Genomic DNA, 1,648 nt, shown 5'->3' on the forward strand with positions numbered 1-1,648 from the left:
CGAAGCTTCCGCCAAACATATTTCGAATGTCAGAACCGCCCAACAAGCCTGTGTTTGCCGTCACTGACGCGCCGTTGTTGTAGTTCCAAAGATCAGAACTGCTTGTCATGAGGGCGGAGAATGTTGGTCCACTGAGAGCAATCAGTGACAAGAGAACGCCGCCAAATAAAGCGGAACGAGATTGAATCGCCTGGAACGGGTGCCGCAAATGAACCATTGCCTTTACCTCCAATTCAGCGCGCTGGCGTCATAGTCTGAGACGCTCGCTTGAGCCACGTGGCTTATCGGTGCGGAATTACCTGAGGCATTTAGCAAGATTCGAGCCTGCACCTGAATCTGCTGCTAATACAGTCGATTAGGGTTGTGGCGGGCTGCCGGCAGCAACGAGAGTGTTAAAAAAGCTGACTCACTGTCAGGAGTTTCTTCCAGGACCGCTTGGGGTCGATTCTGTTGAAAAACTCGGCACTTCCGGAATGGTAAGAAATTGCGGTCATTTTGGGCGCACGACAGTGCGATTAGGCGGGTTCCAACGCGAAAATTTCTGCCTAACGAAATTCTGGTGAAGGTTTGTTTTTCTCTCGGCTGATGGTTCGGTGTTTTTCAACAGAATCGGTCGGTTGCTGCCGTTCCTGCATGACTGAGTCTGAAGCGATCTGACACCCCGATGACCCGGCTGGGTAATGACCGTTCAGGGTCGGAACCTGCCGGTCAGGAAATCATAAAGCAGCCGTTCGTGGAGATTCCTTGGCCTGTGACCGGTGTGACCAACCGATTACAGACGTTTCCAAGTCGAATTGCGACCGGCTGCTTCGGCCGACGAGTACTCATAGGCCTTCAAGAGGGTTTCCTTGCTGGAAGCGGGCACGAAGCCGCCCGTCTTGGCCGCCACCTCGCGCCGGAAATCTCCGCCCGCGACGAGCGCCGCGAACCACGGGTAGTAACGTCGCGTGTCGGCCACGATATCCGCCATTGGCACGTCCGCGTCTGGCCGGTCTCGCGCGTTGCCCTCACTCCCAGCAGTATCCGCTCCCGTCCAAAACATCCGACATTGATGCAATGGCTCGGGATGGACGGCTCGGAGGCGACGTCTTGCCAGCACGTGGTCGCCTCGAATGACCGCTGCACTTTGCTGCCTGACGTTGAACCTCTGACTGCTCGATCGGCACCAAGGGGTCGTTCACCGCCATCTTTCGGCCGTCGATAGCCTTCGTCCTGGTCGAGATGGTTCCCGATGCTTCGCGTCGCCCATCGTCATCCGGACGCCATCGGACACACGCTGCGGTGCCGCGCGCCCCATCGTCGTGGTGGCGCCGCACTGGTAAGCCGCCTTCCGATTTGGTGGACAAGCTGCAAATCATAGTTCCGATCTGGTCGTTCGCGTGGCCGCCTGGATTCCCGTTAACTCTCGGTTTTCATTACACAAACTGATTGTGGCTCAGTTGTTGCCATGGGTTTCCCACCGGACACTGTGCACGTGCCGGACTACTGCGACCGTGGGGAGTCATTCATGGCGGACAACGAATTCGATTATTCGGCACTCGAGAAGCGGCTGGGGGTATCACGCCGTACCTTCCTGAAGTTCTGTGCCGGGGTGGCCGCGTCGCTCGGCCTCGGTAACAACGCGGCCCACGCGATGGCCGAGGCGGTT

The 1,648-nt window shown here is 57.5% G+C and carries 3 protein-coding genes; 1 reads left to right on the forward strand and 2 read right to left on the reverse strand.

The features are described from left to right. On the reverse strand, positions 1 to 217 hold a 217-nt coding region (locus tag J5J06_13325), incomplete at its 3' end, for a hypothetical protein (protein ID MCO6438068.1). Between the two features lie 555 nt (positions 218 to 772). Then, positions 773 to 970, reverse strand: a complete 198-nt coding sequence (locus J5J06_13330; protein ID MCO6438069.1) for a hypothetical protein — start codon at positions 968 to 970, stop codon at positions 773 to 775. Between the two features lie 537 nt (positions 971 to 1,507). Here J5J06_13330 and J5J06_13335 point away from each other — a divergent pair. Then, a partial coding sequence (locus tag J5J06_13335) for a twin-arginine translocation signal domain-containing protein (protein MCO6438070.1) occupies positions 1,508 to 1,648 on the forward strand: 141 nt, incomplete at its 3' end.

The sequence above is a fragment of the Phycisphaerae bacterium genome (genome assembly GCA_024102815.1).
Lineage (GTDB): Bacteria > Planctomycetota > Phycisphaerae > UBA1845 > UBA1845 > JAGFJJ01.